Raw genomic sequence first — 18,453 nt, forward strand, 5'->3', positions numbered from 1 at the left:
AGTAGACGTAGCTTATACTACACCGACTTTCTTGCCTTCTTCAGGAGATATTTTTTTGTCTTCTTTTTTTATTATTTGGAACAATAAAAAGTGAGGAGGGATGTTTTTGGAACACTGCGATGCGTTTTTACGAAGTAAGAATTGGCTGGATAATGATTTAGATTCGAGGTACATAAATGTAAATCATCCTTACGCGGTCTTAATTTCAGAGCAAGAGGGACAAATCTCACTAAGAGGTAATGCTGGTGTTGATAACGGTCAAAATGGGGAGGAAATTTTCAGTTTTACCTCGTTGAGAGAGTTGCAGGAGTGGTTTGAAAACAATATAGGAGAGTGAGCTCGGGCTGAAATCGATGGTATATTACCATCGATTTTTTATTTTTAGCCATGCATGAAGGATTGATGGATCGGCTAGGGACGGTTAAGGGTCAGCAGCTTCAACTTAAGTGCTTATTTTTAAACAAATTGTAAAAATATCCAATTTAAATATTGACATTATTTATATTAACAATGATAATATAAACATAAATAATATGAGGTGATCAAAATGAACATACAAGACGTGATCCTAGGATTTTTATATGACGAGCCAATGAGCGGCTATGATATCAAGCAAATGATGGAGAACTCCATTTCCTACTTTTTCGATGCTTCCTTCGGGGCAATCTATCCAGCACTAAGAAAAATGGAAAAAGAAGGCCTAGTGGAAAAACAAATCATCCAGCAAGATGGTAAGCCAAACAAAAACCTATTTGTAATCACAGAAAGTGGAAAGGAACAATTTCAAACGTACCTAAACAGCCCAATCAATCCAACCATCACAAGATCAGATATCCTGATCCGCATCTTTTTCGGGCGTTTTACCACAAAAGAAAAGGTAATGGAATGGCTACTAGAAGAAAGAGGAAAGAATCAAGCGATGTACGATAATTTAACTAGAATTGCTAATTTGTACCCAAACATGGAACCAAATAAAAGATTTACCTTAGAGTTTGGGATCCGCCAGGCGGAAATGATTTTGGGAATGGTCGACGAAGAACTAAAAAAGTTAAATGATAGCAAAGGGTACTAACATAATGAAGGATATGGGTGGAATGAAGGTCGTATTGCTTATGTGTTTAGGAATGTTTGTTTGTATGCTAGATTCAACGATTATGAATATTACACTTCCTGCGATTCAGGATAGTCTGCATACCACATTGGAAACAAGCTCGTGGATGCTAAATGTTTACACCATGACTATTGCTGTCTTAGCCATTCCGATGGCAAGGTTCGCCGAAATGTTTGGTAGAAATAAATTCTATATCATTGGATTATTTGTATTTGGGTTAGGTTCCGCGCTTTGTGGTTTAGCGACTAATGGTGACTACTTAATCGCAGCACGGTTTATTCAAAGCTTTGGAGCTGCAATCTTAATTCCTTGCAGCATGGTGATAGGTATTGCTGCCATGCCGTTGGAGAAAAGAACGCTGCCGTTAACCTTACTAGGTGCCACACAGGGGTTAGCTACGGCACTTGGGCCGACGGTTGGAGGAATTATTACCGAAAAGCTTAGCTGGCATTGGGTTTTTTATGTGAATGTTCCTATTTGTCTGCTGGCCATTGGTGGTGCGTTCCTTATCCTACCAATTAAAAATGAAAATCGTGTCAAATCAAAGATCGATTGGCTCGGATTAATCTTCTCTGTTTCTGCCATTTTCCCTTTGAACCTTGTGTTGATTAAGGGGAATACATGGGGATGGGACAGCACAAAAACAATTGGTTGCTATGTAATAACGCTCGTTTCTATTGTCCTTTTCATCATTGTAGAGAAAAAGTCTAAAGCTCCAATGGTTAACTTAAATCTTTTTAAAGACCGGTTGTTTACCGGCTCGGTTGTAACAGTGACAACAGGTTTTGTCTTCCTTATCGGTGTAATGGTCCTACTACCTCAATTTTTAACTAACTTCCAGCATAAGACAGAGCTTCAAGCAGCATTACTTGTTACTCCTGTATCTGCCTCCATCTTTGTATTTTCCCAAATTGCAGGTCTACTAACGAAAAAAATTGGATTCACGATTCCGGTCATGTTTGGGTTTGGCATGATGGGCATCGCCTATTACTTGTTACACAACTTAAATATTCATAGTACATCAGCCCAAATTATTTTATTGTGCAGTTTACTTGGTTTTGGCTTTAGTTTTGTTATTTCCTCTGCTACGATTGCGAGTACATCATCTTTTGAAGGCGAAATGCTAACAGCTTCGCAAAGTGTATTTTCTATGTTAAGACAGGTTGGAGTGGTTTTAGCTGTAGCGATCTTTGTTGCAGGTCTAACCACTACTATTCATGATAAGAAACAGGAGGTTGTGCATTTTGCTGCCCAAAAACTAGAAAAACTTGATGTACCTCAATCGGCAAAAGAAAAAATTTTTAGCGAAACAAAAAAATCAATTACTGCTGAACAGCAAAAACATAATGTGAATCAAGTGATCATCTCCAAAGCTGAACGTCAACAGTTAATCAATTCAAATGTAGACAAGGCACTTTCCTCCATACCAGAAGAACAAAGAGCAGAAGCTAAAGAAATGGTTTATAAGCAAGTGGAAAACCAGGTAGATGAGGAAATTGACCATAAAGGAAAATTAGTTAAGACCTATGGGGTACAGGTGGGTGACTATGCTCTTAAAACCATATCATCAAGTTTTGCTGACCTTTATAAAGCTAGTATTCCGTTTGTACTCTTCTGCTGCTTAACAGGATTAATTTTTGGGGGAAAAAGGAGAAAAAATGTAGTAGCCAAAGTTCAGCTTCAAACCACTGAATAAGGGTATAAAGTACTATGGAAGACCTGCGTTGTTGAAATAACGCAGGTTTTGTGTTTAGTTGTCGAAATATAGTAAATTATATTATTTTTCAGTAAAATATGGTGGTTTTTGTGGTAATATATAATTCCAGCAATTATAATGACTGTGAGTACAATTTCCTATAGTTAACTTATAAAGTGGAGGGGAACTCATGTTAAAAAAAGGATTCACCATGTTGATTTTTTTACTTTTAATGGCATCATTTGGAACAAGCGCATTTGCAGCAGAAACCAAAGGTACTGATTATGAAAAAGTAATTGCTTCCATCGAAAAAACCAATTCTGAAATTGAACTAAAAATTGCAAAAGCAGTCAGCGATGCTGATGAACTAGAAGCAAAGTACATAAGTGATATTCAAAAGATTGATGAAGGCGACAAACAATATAATGAAAGAACTGAAAAATATAATAACGATCTCGATAAATTAATAACCGATTTATATAATACAACATTGAAAATGTCTACTGATGCAATCAATAAGGCAGCAGAAAAGGGCATCCAAGCAGAAGCGTACTGGACACTTGTGGAAATAGGGGGCAGGTGGGTTTGGATTGACCCGATTCGTGTTTGTCATTAGGAAGCTGGGGGTTTTTTAATGAAGGGTCTTTACCTTGGATCGAACGAGAAATTTTTAGAAAAAGTTATTGATTCAACTTCAGAATTCAGTTTGATTGCCAAAGGTGATGGATCGGAGGTAATTTTACAAACTATTAGTGAAGGAAAAACTTTTTATGTCTTTCCGGGTGATGAACCTGAAACAATGGAATTTTTTTTCATACTTGATGGGGAATGTGTTTATGAAGAAAAGGATACTGAAATTCACTTGAAAACAGGTGATTATTTTTATATCCATCATCTTGAAGAAGCTACCTATTTTAAAGCTTTAACTAATATGAAGCTTATTTGGTTTACCACTCAGCCAGCCTTTCATTTCATAAGCAGAAGTATTGATGAATTAACAAAAATCGTTAAACAAATTGAACAGAAAGACAAATATACTTATCAACATAGTGCAAGAGTTCAAACATATTCCATTAGACTTGCTAAACAATTACAACTTTCTAAAGAAAAATTAGAAAACCTATACTTTGCATCCCTTTTCCACGATATAGGAAAAATTAATGCACCTGAAGAAATCCTTAATAAGCCAGTAAAGCTTACTTCAGCAGAAATGGAAGTGCTAAAGAAGCATTCAGCGGATGGCTGTGAAATGGTGAAATCCACCTATTATTCTCATATAGGAGAAATTATTTTACAGCATCATGAACGACTAGATGGTTCGGGATACCCTAATGGCCTTAAAGGTGACCAAATACTCCTTGAAGCGCAAATCATTGGAATTACTGATACATATGATGCGATGACATCGGATAGGGTTTATAGAAAAGGAATGGACCCAGTTCTAGCCATAACTGAGTTAAAGAAATTGTCAGGTCGTTATTACCAACCATCCCTTGTTGATGCATTTGAAAAAGTATTAATAATGGATGGAAAACTCCAAGTAGAAGACTTAAAACAAGTTCCAAGCTAATAAGGAACTTGTTTTTATTTGAATGAAAGGTGGGGATTAGATGGAAGCTTTAAAAGCAATTAATTTAGGAGTTCGATTTTTATTGGAAATCATGGTACTAATAATTCTTGCCTATTGGGGATTCCATGTAATCCAAAGTTTTGTAATAAAAACCGTATTAGGGATCGGAACGCCACTATTAGTCGCCATTATTTGGGGAATGTTCGGAGCACCAAAAGCACCCTATTCATTAACTGGATTTCCATTCTTATTGTTAGAAATAGTGATTTTTGGATTACCAATTGTTGTTTTGATATTTTTAGAAAAGCAAACGATGGCCTGTCTTTATGGGGGAATAACTATAATCAATCTCATCTTAATGAAAGTGTGGAATCAATAATGATGGCAAACAGCCCGTGGTTGTTTGTTTTTTTGCTTATAATTGATTCATAACCTATTTTTGATTAAACTAAGTAACAAATGTAAAGATAATGTGGTGAGAAATAAATGGAGAATCAAGTTGAAGGAACCTATGATATTATGGAGGTCTGCTTACTTGCTGGAAAAATCATGCTTCAAAGCGGTGGAGAGACATATCGCGTGGAAGATACTATGATGCGCATAGCAGCGGCTTTTGGAATACAAATGACACATAGCTATGTGACCCCAACTGGAATTATATTTTCAGCTGAAGGTACAGAACCAACTAAAACGAAGCTCATTCGGATTTCAGAGCGGTCCACGGATTTAAAAAAGGTGGCCATGGTTAATAGCATTTCTAGAAGTATAAGCAGTGGTGAAATGAATATAAATGAAGCATTAAAGCAATTGAAAGAAATTGACTCATTAGATGTGACCTTTCCTTTTAAGTATCAGGTGGCAGCTGCTTCATTAGCCAGTGGTTGCTTTATGATTATGTTTAATGGCGGGTGGAATGATTTTCTTCCATCAATGATCTCAGGAGGGTTGGGTTATCTAAGTTTTGTTTACTTTCATCGGTTTGTTCCAATTAAGTTTTTCTCGGAATTTTTAGCCTCGTTTGTAATCGGCTTACTCTCTGTATTATTTGTCAAAATGGGTATAGGAGATCAATTAGATAAAATTATTATTGGCTCTGTTATGACGTTGGTTCCGGGTCTATTAGTAACCAATGCGATCAGAGATTTAATGGCAGGTCATTTAGTATCTGGTTTATCCAAAGGGGCAGAAGCGTTTCTTACAGCATTTGCCATTGGAGCGGGCATTGCCGTTGTGTTATCGTTTTTGTAAAGGTGGCTTGAATGAACTTGGAAATTCTTAGTCAGTTAATAACGAGCTTTTTAGCAACAGGAGCCTTTGGCATCCTTTTTAATGCACCAAAAGAGACTTTGGTTAAATGTGGGTTGATTGGAATGGGTGGCTGGTTAATTTACTATCTTCTCGAGAGATATTCAAATGATGCCATTTTTGCTACACTAGCAGCCACGATTTTTATTGCAGTTCTGAGTCAGGAATTAGCTAAGTTTTACAAAACTCCAGTCATTATCTTTAGTGTGGCAGGTATTATCCCTTTAGTACCAGGGGGTCTAGCCTTTGATGCCATGCGTAACTTTGTTGAGAATAACTATAATGCAGCATTAGGCTCTGCAGCAAAAGTATTGATGCTTGCAGGTGCCATTGCCTTCGGTTTAGTTTTTTCTGAAGTAATTAATCAAGTCATTCGAAAAATTAATCAAAGCAGGATATGAATATTCCTATTGGCCCCCTAAGTCTAAAAAACTGGGGGGATTTTGTTAAGGATAAGTTAAGGAATAATTATTATGATAACTTGGAAAAGTTTTTCTTTTATCCACTTAGTATTATTTGGTATTGTTATATAGTAGTATTTTACTAGTTTGCTAGTTGCTTACAAAGTCTATCATAAGGAATGGTATATTCGTCTATGAAAAAATTGTTATTCATCATTATTATTCTAATCATATCTTTTATAGGTGCAAATACAATTTTTGCAGGTAAATTTAACTGGTCGGATGTCGTTCAATTGAAAGAAGTGGTGCAAACAAAGTCTACGGCTAGTGAACCACAAAAGGAAACGAAGCCACCAACAGCAAATAAAGAAGTCCTACAAGAAGAAGCAGAGCCAGTAAACGAAGTGAAATTAACAAATTCAGAGCCAAGTATTCCGGACAATATCATGCTGGATGTACCATTGCTTAATCAAATGGACGCACCCAAGCTTTATAATGGCTGTGAGGTTACAAGTTTAGCGATGATTCTAAACTATCATGGGGTTAAAGTGACAAAAAACGAGTTAGCTGAAAATATAAAAACAGTTCCGTTAACCTATAATAATGGACAAAAGGGAAATCCAAATGCCGGCTTCGTTGGAAATATGGCAAAGGGTCCTGGTCTAGGTGTATACAATGGTCCTATGTTAGAGTTGGCTCAGAAATATGTGGGTGATCGTGCTGTGAATTTAACTAACCACCCATTTGAAGATGTATTAAAAAAGGTCGGGCAAGGGCTACCAGTATGGATTATTACCACTTCAAGCTTTACTCCAGTCTCAGTATTTCAAACGTGGGATACGCCACAGGGAAAAATTGATATTACGTTTAATGAACATAGTGTCGCCATCACAGGCTATGATACAAATTATATTTACGTAAATGACCCATATGGAGTCAAAAACAAAAAATTGAACCGTGAAAGTTTCATTAAAGCTTGGGAGCAAATGGGGAAACAAGCAATTGTTATAGAAAAATAAGAAATCTTAAGATCTATTTATATATTTTTCTTTTAAAGATTCTCCTGCCACAGTACTTATGCTGTGGTTTTTTTGTTTTTTATAGAGGGAGCTCATCTATTGTATAAGACTTTTAGAAAAATCTAATTTTTACTTTACCAAATCAAAAAATCCAATTATAGTAAAATTAAGATATAATAAAATTACAATAGTAAAAATTAACCTTTTGGTCGACAATTTATGATGCAATGCAACACTTTTTTCTTTATTCGTATTACTTTTGAGTTGCCTTACATAAGGAACCTAAATATGACCTGTTATAAAAAAGGGGAGCTTATAACATGGATTTAAAAAAGGGTATGGTATTAAAAGAGGATATTTATTCCTTGACGGGTGTATTGCTTTTAAAGAAGGGGACAATACTCAAAGATGACCATATGCATTATTTGAGTCGACATAGGATTCAAATAAAGGAGCATGACCAACCAAAGGATTTAATAGGAAAAAAAATTGGAGAACTAAATGAAGTAGTTTATAGAAGTGTATATTCATCCGTTCAAGAGTTACAAACAAGCATTAGTGGAAAATCAAAACTCGATGATAATGAGATCCAGGAAATGGTTGATACATTTCAAGAATTACATGAGGAGTTTGCCTTAAAGGACATTGGGATTTTAGAGCTAATGGAAAGATTCTCTGAGGATGAGTATTTATTTAAGCACTCCATTAATGTTGGATTGATAGCTAGTAAAATAGGAAGAATACTAAAACTATCGGAAAAGCATCAACAATTCTTAGCCAGTATGGGCCTGTTTCATGATGTCGGTAAATTTAAAATTGATCCAATGATTTTAAATAAGCCATCTAGGTTAACAGATGAAGAATTTAATTTAATCAAACAACATCCAGAGCTCGGATTCGATTTACTGTCGAAAACTTCTTTACATCCGCTCATCTTAGAAGGAGTTTTAAAGCACCATGAACGATTAAATGGGACAGGATATCCCAATCGTTTAAATGGGGACAGTATTCCTTTCTTTATCCGGATACTCTCTGTGGCAGATACCTTTGATGCAATTTGTTCAAATCGGGTGTATAGAAGTTCTATGTCGATTTTTTACGCAGTAGATGAATTAATTAAGGAAGTTAAACAGAATCGTCTTGATGAAGCGATTGTTTTACCATTTACTAATTTTTTAATGGAATTGGTCAAAGGGAAGAAAATTACCCTTCGAAATGGAAAAGTTGGTGAGATTCTACATATAGACTTTCAATATCCAAACCAGCCAATATTAAAAATAGATGGTTTCCAACCTCTAAACCTTCAAAAAGAAAACTTAACATTGAATCAAGTTGCCAATATGTAAAAATGCCAAAAATTGGACGAAGGCAGAGGAAATGAAATTCCTCTGCCTTCTTAGCTTTGATTCATATAGAATCCATATTGTAACTTGTGAATGCTAGTCTTATTAAAGACAGTAAATAACTGTCTAGCTACCTGCGCTCTCATGCGCTTCGCTTTTCTGTTCGCAAGTAAAAACTTATATATAATCATTGTTTGTTAAAAACAAATTTGCCGCGGTTATTCTTCCACCTGATGGTTTTGTACCTAAACGACATAAGCCCTACCTCTCTTATATCCTAACGGCTCCGAAGCCGATCCAGTGTGAATAAGTTTTTATATTAAAACATAAGCAGAATGCCAGAAATAAATTCTTACATTGCGTAATCTTATAATTCCAAGTTACCTATGTGCGAAGCACAATTACTAATATTACAGGAATTAATATTTTTTGTCAACATCTATATTAATGTAGTGTTTGTTTAACCGTAAGAATCAGGAATCATTTTACTAGAAAACGATTAGTAATTAGCGATAAAGGAATATTGCAACTATTGGTAGAAGTATTAGTAAAAAAACCTATGAACGGGGATGAGTTGGATGGAGGGTTTTGATTATAAAAGTTATGACGGGTTAGGAATAGCTGGCTTGATTAAAAAGAAGGAAATTCAACCAAAAGAAGTGCTGGATGAAGCCATTCACACGATAGAAAAACATAATCCCCAATTAAATGCCGTAATTAATAGGTTTTATAAGAGGGCTGAAAAAGAAGCCGAGAACGTGGATATAAACGGTAGGTTTGCGGGAGTACCGATGCTTCTTAAAGATATTGCTCAAGAAGTGCAGGGTGAAAAAATCACCTCAGGTTCGAGGGCTTTACAAACCTATCGAGCTAGAGTAGATTCTGAATACGTTAAACAACTTAGAAAAACAGGTGCGTTGTTTGTGGGGCAAACCAATGTACCAGAATTTGCTTTGATGGGGATTACTGAGCCTGAGTATTACGGCCCCACTCGGAATCCGTGGAATTTAAATCATACACCAGGTGGTTCTAGTGGAGGTTCTGCAGCAGCAGTGGCAAGTGGAATGGTCCCCATTGCAGGGGCAAATGATGGTGGAGGTTCCATTCGTATACCAGGAGCCTATTGCGGATTGTTTGGAATAAAGCCCACACGGGGGAGAACTCCAGTTGGTCCTAATTATGCAAGGCATTGGCAGGGAGCATCAGTAGACCATATTCTCTCAAGAACGGTGAGGGATAGCGCGGCAATCCTTGATGAGATACGTATCCATGAGAAATATGCTGCTTTTTACGCTCCCCCATTTGAAGGTAACTATCTGCAACTTGTACAAGAAGCACCAACGAGAAAATGGACCATTGCCTTTTCGGTAAAATCCCCTCTTGGAAATGTGATTGACCAAGATTGTAAAGAAGCAGTGCTGAAAACAGCCAAGCTTTTAGAGTCGATGGGACATCAGGTGGTCGAAGTCGATGTACCGGTTGATGGTAGAAAAATAGCAAAGAGCTATTTAACCATGTATTTTGGAGAAGTGGCTGCAGGGCTAGCAACCCTTGAAGACGTTCTTGGCAGGAAAGCAAGAATGACGGATGTAGAATCGACAACATGGATGCTTGGATTAGTGGGAAAAGCGACATCAGCGGAGGAATTTGTGTTAAGTATTAGAGAATGGGATAAGGCGGCTATTCAAATGGAACATTTTCATGAGACATATGATTTGCTCCTGACACCGACAACGGCTTCTCCTCCTGCAAAAATTGGTGAACTTGAACCAAGTAAATCGGAAAAAGCGGCACTTCAGTTTGCAGGGAAGCTTTCCTTAGGTAGGTTAATGAAAAAAGCAGGCATTGTTGAACAAGTAGCAGAAAAGAATTTAGAAAGAACCCCTTTTACACAACTTGCAAATTTAACCGGTCAGCCTGCTATGACCGTGCCTATACATCTGACATCTGATGGTCTGCCGGTAGGGGTACAATTCATGGCCGCCAAGGGTAGAGAGGATCTTCTTTTTTCACTGGCAGGTCAGTTGGAACTTACAGATGATTGGATACCTGTTCAAAGAAATCCATTTTATATGAAAAAAGAGAACAAGTAAACAACATTGGAAAAGAGTAGGGGATCGCTATGCTATTTTTTAGAAAGCTGTTTATGACTGTGACCAAGTATCGGTACCGAACGCTAATTCTCGTTACTACATTTTATATTTTGATTAATGCAGCGGTTATGAGAATACTCGAACCCAAAACATTTGAAAACACCTTCCATGCAGTTTGGTGGATTCTGACGACGATGACGACTGTGGGCTACGGAGATGTTTATCCAACGACACAGCTAGGAAGAATATGGGCGATGGTGATCGTATATACGGCTGGAATCGGGCTTTTCGGTGTATTGATTGGAGTGATCGTTGATGCTGTTTCCCAGTACAAACGAATGAAGGAGGAAGGAAGAATGACATTTAGAGGAACAAACCATTATGTCATTATTGGCTGGACGGCTAAGAGTAAAAATACCATTAATGAACTTTTTCTCGGCGATTCTAAAACGGAAATCGTTCTAATTGATGAATTAGAAAAAACACCCTATGAACATGAGCGGTTTCTTTATATCCAGGGAAGTCCAACGGATGAAGAAACGCTAAGAAGAGCAGGGATTGAGAAATCGAAAGCGGTATTATTGTTTGCAGCTGATGGGATTGATAACCCAGACCTAGCAGATGGAAAAACACTTTTAGTTGCTTCCTCCATTGAGCGTTACGACGAAGGCACAGAAAGTAATATCTATACGATCGCTGAAATATTAAACGAAAAGCATGTTGGTAATTTTAAACATGTGAAGATCGATGAGTTCATTCTTTCTCATGAATCTGTATCTAATCTTATGGCAAAGTCAGCACAAACTAAAGGGGCCAGCCACCTCTTCACCCAACTTTTAAGTCGAAAGGATGGGGATGGGGGAAGTGATTTATGGGAAGTGAAAGTAAGGACGGAATGGTCAACCTACGGAATGGCTTATGACTTTTTAAAAGAAAAAGGGGCTCAGCTGATAGCCGACCGTAATGACTTACAAATACTCAAAAAATGGAATGAACCGATTCCTGAGGATGCAAGGTTATTTGTGATCTGTGATAAGGAAACATATCAAAAATTATAAAAAACGCATCCGAGGATGCGTTTTTTAATAAGTCAAACATCCTGCGATGACTACGCCGATGGAAATTGACAAAAACATGAGGAACAGGCCAACTGCCTGGTTATCTTCTTCAATGCTCTGCATAACGTTGAACCGTGGCGTGAGCCATTCTGCCAAGTAAAAAACAATAATTTGAGCAACAATTCCAATCGCTCCCCATATGGCCATATCCCCTAAAGAGATAGAATTAGCAGCAGTGGAATACAAAACAATGGCTAAACCAAGAAGTCTGCCTCCAAGGACATAACTCGCTGCTTTATTTCCTTTTGCCATCAAGGAAAATTCCTTAACCTTTGTTGTTACTTCCATCAGCACAAGTCCTACTAATAAGAGACCAAGTGAAACTACTAAGTATAATAAAAAATTCTCCATACTCATTCCCCTTTATTTTTTGATACAAACTGGCAAGAAATAAGACTCGTTCCCTGTGATTTTCTCTCCGGCACGGACCCCTATACTACTTGCTTTTCCAGCAATAAGGAATGCACCAAAAACGTAAGATAATTCTTCCACTCCCTTTTCTGTTTCCAATGTAACAGTGGGAAGAGGCACATACGCTTGATAGACTGGCAGTTCTTCCTTATACGTTTGATAATCATTCTGAATGGTCACCTGGGAATGTTCATCCCAAATCGTAACGGTGTCCCCTTCTCTGCCAAGGGATGGTTTTTTTACATAGGAACTTCTGCCTTCAAAAAAGTCTGCTTCAAGATAGGTTGGGAGCATATATTCCTTAATCCACTTCTGCTCCTCGTCTGTATAAAAGGCACCGTTCTCTGCTAATCCCCATATCAAACTCTGAATGGATTTGGGTTGAAGAAGGAAGGATGAAATAGGATTCAGAATAGAAAGCTTTCCATTTTTCACGAGCTGCAGTAATTCGATTCCAATTAAATCCCCAGTTTCAGGATCCCGGTCCTCCAATAAGTGTTCAAGCGGGTAGGTTTGTCGGTATAAAACATCAATAGGCAAACCGTCGGGGTCAAGTAAAGCATCATCAGTAATTTGCAGAGCGGACAAGGGAACCATCTTACTTTTAACCTGACAGAGCTCGCTTAAATAGCTTGTCGTATGCCAATCCTCTATGTGGTCAACATGAGCGGTAAACACAATATTAGGTGAACTTTTTCCCTGTGACGCCTCCATCACGGCTTTAGTAATACCGGATGACAGAAGGCGTTCTTCCTTTTCATTTGGATTAATGAGGCCGAATTCACTGCATACCATTCTATTCACATGAAAACATTCAACGATAAACGTGGGTGTATCGCTATTAAATTCAAGCAATTTAATCCCATCGTTCGTAAGGGCGAAGTCAAAGCGGGAAATCATCGATTCTGGAAAAAGATTTTTTAATCTAAGAAACGGGAGACTTGATCTAGGGTAACCCAGTTGAAGCAATTGCTCGTCTGAAAGGCTCCGAAGCAGGCGTGCAGTTTTGAAAAAAACGGCTCCCATACGTTCAGTTGCTTCCTTTAAGAGATAGGCGGTTTGTTCACTAATGGGTAAAACATGATAAAGGCTGTATTCGCTTCCATATAGATTGGACCAGAAGGATGGAATTTGTGAATAAAAGGCTTTCCGTTTTTCTGCATAAGATGACATGGTTACCCTCCAAAACCCCCCTTGGAGCCACTGCCAAATCCACCTTTAAAGCTCGAAGAGGATCGATAGGATTTATAGGATGATGATTTTAAGAGAGAAGATTTATTGCTAAAATAACCGCCTCCGTAGTAGTAATGATGATAATGACTAGAGTGGGTATCATCACATTGCCAAACCCCTTGGTCATCATCCCATTCCCAATCTTGGCAGCTGGAATCATCCGGCTGTGGTGGGAGATCGTCTGAACAACCAGAAAGTGTTCCTGCAATTAGTGAGGAGAGAACTCCAGTTACTAACCATTGGGTTTTCTTCACCTTCTCACGCTCCTTTATTTGTATATAATATTATTATAGAAGGTAATGTCAGGAAAACAATGCAAAAATTTGAAAATGGAAGAAAGAAGGGTTGGAGAGATGAGATTAGAGTATCGACTTGACGACAATTATAAGAAATACCCTGCATTATGGAATTATCTACATTTGTCGACGGCTGAAGCCGTAGCAAGAATGTCCTGCGAATTTTTTGTTAAGGAAGGGGAGACCTATTCTGTTACGGCAACTGCTATGGATCCAGACGGTACACTAGTGTTATATGTTCAAAAAGAACAGTTTCCAAAGGATGCGGCTGAACTCGTTTATTCTCACATTGGCTTAGAAATTAGAGAAATCACATTAATTGGTTCAACCCTAGTTGAAAAAAGAGAAATTTGGGAGCATGAAGAGGTATTAACGATCCTTCACTCGGATGTAATTTATATTCAAAAGAGCGGAAAGTTTATGGAGTTTGCCTTGGATTCAAGAGAGATAGATGAAGATCGAAAATGCTATGTGTATTACGGCAAGTTTACAGGTGAAAGTAGATAGTTTTACTTAGTAGAAAAAATTTCATAGAAAAAAAGGAAAGTGACGATTTTTGTCGTATTGTTAACTTAATATAGAAGGTTATCCATGGAGGAATGACAATGCTGGCAGAAAAACTCCTTTTGAATGTATTAATTACGATTGCACCTGTCCTACTATCCAGCATTCTTATGGATAATAATAGGAAAATTAAATCTCCCTATTTATGTGGTTTCTTACAAAGTATTGCCGCAATAACCTGTATGCTTTTCTCGTATGCAAACTATGGGTTACATTGGGACCTTCGCTATGTTCCACTTGTATTAGCAATACTCTATGGGGGGCCTCTGGCGGGGGGGATTGTTTTATCCTCCATAATTGGAACCCGTCTGATTTTGGGCGGCAGTACCATGGTCTTTGGACTTGCCAGTTCGGTCCTAACTGCTCTTATTCCATTCCTCTTACTCAAAATCTTTTGGAGGTACTCTTCGAATAAGAGAGTGTTACTTACTATGCTTGCTGGTAGCTGGTCGCTGATCCTTTGTTTTCTTTCTCTTAGCATCTTTCGGTATTTAGAGGGAAATCTTTTTAAATTGGATTTTAATATCCCTGACCTTCTCCTCGTCGGACTGATTCAAACACTAGCTCTGGGTCTTGCAGCTAAGTTGAATGAGGGGCTTATTGAAAGAAATAAAATGAAGAAGGAAATTCAGCGGGCGGAAAAGTTAAATACTCTTGGTGAGCTGGCAGCATCCTTTGCCCACGAAGTTAGAAACCCGTTGACGGTTGTGAAGGGATTTTTGCAATTGATGCAGCAAGAAGAATCGGGTAAAAATTATCAGTATCTTTCGCTCGTCTTAAATGAGTTAGCACGCGCAGAGTTGATTATTAATGATTATTTAAATTTCGCCAAGCCTCAATTTGAGAAAATAGAAGAGTTTTCGTTAAAAGAAGTGCTAGCAGAAGTGGTGATTCTCATGGAACCACTTGCTGCAAAGCAAGGAGTGCAGCTTGAAAGTGAATTGGAGTCTATTACTTTCATACTTGAGACCCATCGAAATCAATTTAAGCAAGCACTAGTTAATCTAATTAAGAACGGGATTGAAGCGACTCCAGAAGGTGGAAAAGTAACGGTCCATTCCAAATCAGACATTCACCATGCAACGGTAAAGATTGCTGATACAGGTAAAGGAATGACGGAAGAGCAGCTCGCGAGGATCGGGACCTTATTTTATACGACGAAGGACAAGGGGACCGGGCTTGGTACTTCCGTTTCTTTAAAAATAATTGAAACAATGCACGGAAAAGTATCCTATCACAGTGTACTTGGAGTAGGCACAGAGGTAACACTGTTGCTGCCAATTGGTAAAAAAGAACAGTTATTATATAAAGAAAATGCTAGCTAGTCATAAAGACAGCTAGCTTATTTTTTTGGTATAGTAATAGAGTAGTCAATTTACGTTTTCACTTATTGGAAAAGATGAAAGGTGAGATCCTATGGTTGAATTATTACCTCTCATGCTTGAACGTGTAGGGATTTTAATCATTGTTGCTTTCGTCCTTTCAAGGATGAAGTCATTTCGTCAAATTATTCATAATGAACATGACCTTTCGGCAAAGGTAGTTATGATTATCATATTTGGAACTTTTGGAGTTATTAGTAACTATACGGGTGTAAGAATTGGACATGGGACAATTACATCCCAAGAATGGCTCACTAATATGGATAGTGAAAGTGCTATTGCGAATACAAGAATCATGGGAGTCACGATTGGCGGCTTATTAGGTGGTCCTATCGTTGGCATTGGAGTGGGCTTAATTGCTGGGTTGCATCGGTTAACTTTAGGTGGCTTTACTGCTACAGCCTGTGCCATTTCTACTATTTCTGCAGGAGTTGTAACCGGTTTTTTAAGTAAACGCTTTAATATTCAAGAAGGGCTCTCGCCGTGGAAAGCTGTCATTATGGGAATAACCATGGAATTTGCTCAAATGGGGGTCATTCTTTTATTAGCCAAACCTTATGAGGAAGCACTCCATCTTGTGGAGGTAATCGCCTTTCCTATGATTGCTATTAATGGATTTGGAACACTACTGTTTGTGTTGATTATTCAGGAAATCCTTCAAGAACAAGATCGTACGCGCGCTCTACAGACGCACAAGGCGTTATACATTGCCAATCAGACGCTTCCGTTTTTTCGGCAAGGGCTGAATGTAGATTCCTGCACTAAAGCAGCAGAAATTATTTTAAACTGGACTAATGCTGATGCGATTTCCATTACAGATCAATCTCAGGTTCTTGCACATGTGGGTGCTGCTTCCGATCACCATATACCATCAGGAAACATGGCGACAGAATTAACGAAAAAAGTACTTGAACAAGGAAACATAACGATTGCAAAAACTGCTAAGGAAATTCAATGCTTTAATCCGAGCTGTCCTTTAGAAGCCGCTATTGTATTACCTCTTCAGGTCCACACGAAAACAGTAGGGACATTGAAGCTGTATTTCACTGATTCGAGGAAGCTTGATCGGGTAGAGCAAGAGCTTGCCGAAGGTCTAGGTAAGCTTTTCTCTGTTCAATTAGAAATGGCTGAGTTAGAAGTTCAAAGGAGATTATTAAAGGACGCCGAAATTAAAGCTTTACAAGCCCAAGTTCATCCACATTTCCTCTTTAATGCCATCAATACGATTTCTAGTCTTATTCGAACGGACACAGATAAAGCTAGAAGTCTATTAATTAAACTAAGTACCTTTTTCCGCAGCAATCTTCAAGGAGCTCGGCAAATGTTAATACCACTTGATAAAGAACTGGAACATGTGGAGGCCTACTTAACTATTGAACAGGCTCGTTTTCCGGACCGCTACAAAGTCGAGATGGAAATTGATTCAGAATTAAAAAAGGTTCTTGTTCCTCCTTTTACCTTACAGCCGCTTGTTGAAAACGCCATACGTTATGCGTTTCCAAAAGCCAAAAATGGAACAGTGAAGGTCAGGGCCTATCAAGAAGGTGACTTGATGGTTCTCTTAACTGAGGATAATGGAAAGGGAATCCCATCTGAACGGCTCGGGACACTTGGTAACCAAACGATTGAATCTGTGCAAGGCACAGGAACCGCACTGTGGAATATAAAAAAAAGAATAGAAGAAATTTATGGGCATACAGCTTCTTTCCAAATTGAAAGTAAACTAGATGGTGGGACAAAGGTATGGATTAAGCTGCCATTAACGCAGCAGAAGTGGGGTGAAGATATTGTTAAGAGCGTTTATCGTTGATGATGAACCATTGGCCAGGGATGAGCTTGCCTATCTTTTAAAACGAAGTAAAAAGGTGGAATTAGCTGGTGAAGCGGGCGGAGTGGAAGAAGCGTTAGATAAAATAGAAAACCTCGATATTGACGTGGCTTTTCTAGATATTCAGCTTGCTGATGAAAGCGGAATGGAGATTGCCAACCTTATCAATAAACTTGAATACCCTCCCCTGATTGTATTTGCCACTGCATATGATGAGTATGCTTTAAAGGCATTTGAATTAAATGCGGCTGATTATATATTAAAACCTTTTGATGAAAAAAGAGTGCAGCAAACCATTGAAAAGCTGTTGAAGCTTTTGGGGAGCAAAGAGCCGAATATTCCAATACCATCAAAGGCGGGCTTATTTACAAACACGGAAAAGCTGGCCCTGACAGTTGATGAGAAAATTATTTTAGTAAACGTTAGCGACATCCTTTATATCAGCGCGAATGAGGGCAAAACAATTATTGCAACCGGGAAAAAAAAGTACGTGGTGAATGAACCTTTAGTTACATTTGAGAGGAAACTACAAAACTCTCAAATTATTCGTGTTCATCGATCGTATTTAGTCAGTATTAATTCGATTATAGAGATTGAGCCCTGGTTTAATTCTACCTACAATCTGATTATGTCAGACGGGGAAAAGGTTCCGGTTAGCAGAACATATATAAAAGAATTGAAACAGCTGCTTGGTTTTTAAGCAGCTGTTTTTTGAATGAACGATTTTAAGAAAGTACCTTTGGTGCTATTTGGATGTTTGGATTGGAAAATAATTTCCACCTTTTGTAGAATTCCTCCTGATTTTTGTAGAAAAAATTAAAATTTTGTAGAATTCCTCCAGTGTTTTGTAGAATTCCTCGTTTAATATATGGTTTTTTCACCTCAATTTAGCTAAAAGCTCTGTTATAACTAATGTTGATTTCACAGTGTTTGAAAAATAAACGGAAAAATTCCGCTTAAATTGGGAAATACCCATATTTCCCTAAAAATAAAGGGAGTTTTTCCGTTTATATGATTCAAATCGTTGAATTTGGTCCTATTTTAGAGCAGTTAACGGGAATTTCTGATACTACGTCAAGAAAA

19 protein-coding genes are annotated in these 18,453 nt (G+C 37.9%); 16 read left to right on the forward strand and 3 right to left on the reverse strand.

What is annotated here, in order from left to right; translation table 11 throughout:
- Positions 1-106: 106 nt before the first annotated feature.
- From ABES03_RS12065 to ABES03_RS12120, 12 genes are all read left to right on the forward strand, one after another.
- The gene (locus ABES03_RS12065; protein WP_430117530.1) at positions 107-337 is read left to right on the forward strand and encodes a hypothetical protein; all 231 of its coding nucleotides are present in this window, start codon (positions 107-109) and stop codon (positions 335-337) included.
- Positions 338-547: 210 nt separating this feature from the next.
- Positions 548-1,072, forward strand: a complete 525-nt coding sequence (locus ABES03_RS12070) for a PadR family transcriptional regulator (protein WP_430117531.1) — start codon at positions 548-550, stop codon at positions 1,070-1,072.
- Positions 1,073-1,076: 4 nt separating this feature from the next.
- A complete protein-coding gene (locus tag ABES03_RS12075; protein WP_430117532.1) occupies positions 1,077-2,807 on the forward strand; it encodes a DHA2 family efflux MFS transporter permease subunit in 1,731 nt (576 codons plus the stop codon).
- 190 nt (positions 2,808-2,997) lie between these two features.
- Positions 2,998-3,423, forward strand: coding sequence for a hypothetical protein (locus ABES03_RS12080; RefSeq protein WP_430117533.1), 426 nt, complete (start codon positions 2,998-3,000; stop codon positions 3,421-3,423).
- A gap of 18 nt (positions 3,424-3,441) precedes the next feature.
- Positions 3,442-4,377 (forward strand): HD domain-containing phosphohydrolase, encoded by a 936-nt coding sequence (locus tag ABES03_RS12085; protein ID WP_430117534.1) that lies wholly within the window; start codon positions 3,442-3,444, stop codon positions 4,375-4,377.
- Between the two features lie 40 nt (positions 4,378-4,417).
- Positions 4,418-4,756, forward strand: a complete 339-nt coding sequence (locus ABES03_RS12090; RefSeq protein WP_430117535.1) for a YrdB family protein — start codon at positions 4,418-4,420, stop codon at positions 4,754-4,756.
- 107 nt (positions 4,757-4,863) lie between these two features.
- Positions 4,864-5,625 carry a threonine/serine exporter family protein gene (locus ABES03_RS12095; protein ID WP_430117536.1) on the forward strand — a complete coding sequence of 254 codons (762 nt, stop codon included), beginning with the start codon at positions 4,864-4,866 and terminating at the stop codon, positions 5,623-5,625.
- A gap of 17 nt (positions 5,626-5,642) precedes the next feature.
- Positions 5,643-6,083, forward strand: coding sequence for a threonine/serine exporter family protein (locus ABES03_RS12100; protein ID WP_430117548.1), 441 nt, complete (start codon positions 5,643-5,645; stop codon positions 6,081-6,083).
- 194 nt (positions 6,084-6,277) lie between these two features.
- Positions 6,278-7,102, forward strand: a complete 825-nt coding sequence (locus ABES03_RS12105) for a C39 family peptidase (RefSeq protein WP_430117537.1) — start codon at positions 6,278-6,280, stop codon at positions 7,100-7,102.
- A 320-nt stretch (positions 7,103-7,422) separates the two neighbouring features.
- Positions 7,423-8,448 (forward strand): HD-GYP domain-containing protein, encoded by a 1,026-nt coding sequence (locus ABES03_RS12110; protein WP_430117538.1) that lies wholly within the window; start codon positions 7,423-7,425, stop codon positions 8,446-8,448.
- Between the two features lie 575 nt (positions 8,449-9,023).
- The gene (locus ABES03_RS12115; RefSeq protein ID WP_430117539.1) at positions 9,024-10,538 is read left to right on the forward strand and encodes an amidase family protein; all 1,515 of its coding nucleotides are present in this window, start codon (positions 9,024-9,026) and stop codon (positions 10,536-10,538) included.
- Positions 10,539-10,567: 29 nt separating this feature from the next.
- The gene (locus ABES03_RS12120; RefSeq protein WP_430117540.1) at positions 10,568-11,596 is read left to right on the forward strand and encodes an ion channel; all 1,029 of its coding nucleotides are present in this window, start codon (positions 10,568-10,570) and stop codon (positions 11,594-11,596) included.
- Between the two features lie 24 nt (positions 11,597-11,620).
- Here ABES03_RS12120 and ABES03_RS12125 read toward each other — a convergent pair whose 3' ends face one another.
- The 3 genes from ABES03_RS12125 to ABES03_RS12135 are packed head-to-tail and all read right to left on the reverse strand — an operon-like array spanning position 11,621 to position 13,554.
- Positions 11,621-12,007 carry a DUF350 domain-containing protein gene (locus ABES03_RS12125; protein WP_413303008.1) on the reverse strand — a complete coding sequence of 129 codons (387 nt, stop codon included), beginning with the start codon at positions 12,005-12,007 and terminating at the stop codon, positions 11,621-11,623.
- A gap of 12 nt (positions 12,008-12,019) precedes the next feature.
- Positions 12,020-13,240 carry a glutathionylspermidine synthase family protein gene (locus ABES03_RS12130; protein ID WP_430117541.1) on the reverse strand — a complete coding sequence of 407 codons (1,221 nt, stop codon included), beginning with the start codon at positions 13,238-13,240 and terminating at the stop codon, positions 12,020-12,022.
- 2 nt (positions 13,241-13,242) lie between these two features.
- Positions 13,243-13,554 (reverse strand): hypothetical protein, encoded by a 312-nt coding sequence (locus ABES03_RS12135; RefSeq protein ID WP_430117542.1) that lies wholly within the window; start codon positions 13,552-13,554, stop codon positions 13,243-13,245.
- Between the two features lie 99 nt (positions 13,555-13,653).
- Here ABES03_RS12135 and ABES03_RS12140 point away from each other — a divergent pair, with 99 nt between their 5' ends.
- The 4 genes from ABES03_RS12140 to ABES03_RS12155 all read left to right on the forward strand — a co-directional run bounded on the left by ABES03_RS12140 (position 13,654) and on the right by ABES03_RS12155 (position 18,070).
- Positions 13,654-14,103: a hypothetical protein gene (locus tag ABES03_RS12140; protein WP_430117543.1), complete on the forward strand. Its 450-nt coding sequence runs from the start codon at positions 13,654-13,656 to the stop codon at positions 14,101-14,103.
- Positions 14,104-14,201: 98 nt separating this feature from the next.
- Entirely contained in the window at positions 14,202-15,485 is a 1,284-nt protein-coding gene (locus tag ABES03_RS12145; RefSeq protein WP_430117544.1) for an ATP-binding protein, read from the forward strand.
- Positions 15,486-15,576: 91 nt separating this feature from the next.
- Positions 15,577-17,352, forward strand: a complete 1,776-nt coding sequence (locus tag ABES03_RS12150; RefSeq protein ID WP_430117545.1) for a LytS/YhcK type 5TM receptor domain-containing protein — start codon at positions 15,577-15,579, stop codon at positions 17,350-17,352.
- Positions 17,330-18,070 (forward strand): LytR/AlgR family response regulator transcription factor, encoded by a 741-nt coding sequence (locus ABES03_RS12155; protein WP_430117546.1) that lies wholly within the window; start codon positions 17,330-17,332, stop codon positions 18,068-18,070. Before ABES03_RS12150 ends, ABES03_RS12155 begins: the two co-directional genes overlap by 23 nt.
- Positions 18,071-18,453: the final 383 nt, after the last annotated feature.

It is taken from the genome of Neobacillus rhizosphaerae, from assembly GCF_050477885.1.
Lineage (GTDB): Bacteria > Bacillota > Bacilli > Bacillales > Cytobacillaceae > Neobacillus > Neobacillus rhizosphaerae_A.

Coding starts and splice junctions, on each gene's coding strand:
- ABES03_RS12070 (WP_430117531.1), top strand. CDS start 548: ATGAACATACAAGACGTGATCCTAGGATTTTTATATGACGAGCCAATG.
- ABES03_RS12075 (WP_430117532.1), top strand. CDS start 1,077: ATGAAGGATATGGGTGGAATGAAGGTCGTATTGCTTATGTGTTTAGGA.
- ABES03_RS12080 (WP_430117533.1), top strand. CDS start 2,998: ATGTTAAAAAAAGGATTCACCATGTTGATTTTTTTACTTTTAATGGCA.
- ABES03_RS12085 (WP_430117534.1), top strand. CDS start 3,442: ATGAAGGGTCTTTACCTTGGATCGAACGAGAAATTTTTAGAAAAAGTT.
- ABES03_RS12090 (WP_430117535.1), top strand. CDS start 4,418: ATGGAAGCTTTAAAAGCAATTAATTTAGGAGTTCGATTTTTATTGGAA.
- ABES03_RS12095 (WP_430117536.1), top strand. CDS start 4,864: ATGGAGAATCAAGTTGAAGGAACCTATGATATTATGGAGGTCTGCTTA.
- ABES03_RS12105 (WP_430117537.1), top strand. CDS start 6,278: ATGAAAAAATTGTTATTCATCATTATTATTCTAATCATATCTTTTATA.
- ABES03_RS12110 (WP_430117538.1), top strand. CDS start 7,423: ATGGATTTAAAAAAGGGTATGGTATTAAAAGAGGATATTTATTCCTTG.
- ABES03_RS12115 (WP_430117539.1), top strand. CDS start 9,024: ATGGAGGGTTTTGATTATAAAAGTTATGACGGGTTAGGAATAGCTGGC.
- ABES03_RS12120 (WP_430117540.1), top strand. CDS start 10,568: ATGCTATTTTTTAGAAAGCTGTTTATGACTGTGACCAAGTATCGGTAC.
- ABES03_RS12125 (WP_413303008.1), bottom strand. CDS start 12,007: ATGGAGAATTTTTTATTATACTTAGTAGTTTCACTTGGTCTCTTATTA.
- ABES03_RS12130 (WP_430117541.1), bottom strand. CDS start 13,240: ATGTCATCTTATGCAGAAAAACGGAAAGCCTTTTATTCACAAATTCCA.
- ABES03_RS12140 (WP_430117543.1), top strand. CDS start 13,654: ATGAGATTAGAGTATCGACTTGACGACAATTATAAGAAATACCCTGCA.
- ABES03_RS12145 (WP_430117544.1), top strand. CDS start 14,202: ATGCTGGCAGAAAAACTCCTTTTGAATGTATTAATTACGATTGCACCT.
- ABES03_RS12150 (WP_430117545.1), top strand. CDS start 15,577: ATGGTTGAATTATTACCTCTCATGCTTGAACGTGTAGGGATTTTAATC.